This is a genomic window from Rheinheimera sp. 1928-s, assembly GCF_029269265.1.
GTDB lineage: Bacteria > Pseudomonadota > Gammaproteobacteria > Enterobacterales > Alteromonadaceae > Pararheinheimera.
Window position 1 is genome coordinate 1 of record NZ_JARIXP010000022.1, and the last position, 1,070, is coordinate 1,070.

The 1,070-nt window shown below is 48.4% G+C and carries 1 protein-coding gene; it reads left to right on the forward strand.

Translation table 11 applies throughout. The annotated features are described in order from the left end of the window. Window positions 1-1,070, forward strand: a 1,070-nt coding sequence (gene tuf, locus P3C17_RS21195; protein WP_300931242.1) for an elongation factor Tu, incomplete at both ends; no start/stop codon positions are given.

The window sequence follows — 1,070 nt, forward strand, 5'->3', positions numbered from 1 at the left end:
AAGCACTACGGTGGTCAGGCATTCGCTTTCGATCAAATCGACAAAGCGCCAGAAGAGAAAGCTCGTGGTATCACGATCAACACGTCTCACGTTGAATACGATACACCAACTCGTCACTACGCCCACGTAGACTGTCCAGGCCACGCTGACTATGTGAAGAACATGATCACTGGTGCTGCTCAGATGGACGGCGCAATTCTGGTTGTTGCTGCAACTGACGGCCCAATGCCACAGACGCGTGAGCACATCCTGTTATCTCGTCAGGTAGGTGTACCTTTCATCGTTGTATTCATGAACAAATGTGACATGGTAGATGATGAAGAGCTGTTAGAGCTGGTGGAGATGGAAGTTCGTGAACTTCTGTCAGACTACGATTTCCCAGGTGATGACCTGCCGGTAATCCGTGGTTCAGCTTTAAAAGGTCTGGAAGGCGATGCAACGTGGGAACCAAAAATCCTTGAGCTGGCAGCAGCTTTAGATTCTTACATCCCAGAGCCAGTACGTGCGATTGATAAGCCATTCATCATGCCAATCGAAGACGTATTCTCAATTGCTGGTCGTGGTACTGTAGTAACAGGCCGTGTAGAGCAAGGTATCGTTAAAGTTGGTGAGTCAGTAGAAATCGTGGGTCTGAAAGACACAGTGACGACTACTTGTACTGGTGTTGAAATGTTCCGTAAACTGTTAGACGAAGGTCGTGCAGGCGAGAACATCGGCGCGCTGTTACGTGGTACTAAACGTGAAGACGTAGAACGTGGTCAGGTATTAGCAAAACCAGGTTCAATCAAGCCACACACCAAGTTCGAAGGTGAAGTGTACGTATTATCAAAAGAAGAAGGTGGTCGTCATACTCCATTCTTCAAAGGTTACCGTCCACAGTTCTACTTCCGTACTACAGACGTCACTGGTTCAGTAGAACTGCCAGAAGGCGTAGAAATGGTCATGCCAGGCGACAACCTGAAGTTTGTTGTTGAACTGATCAACCCAATCGCGATGGACGAAGGTTTACGCTTCGCCATCCGTGAAGGTGGCCGCACAGTAGGTGCTGGTGTAGTATCTAAAGTACTGGC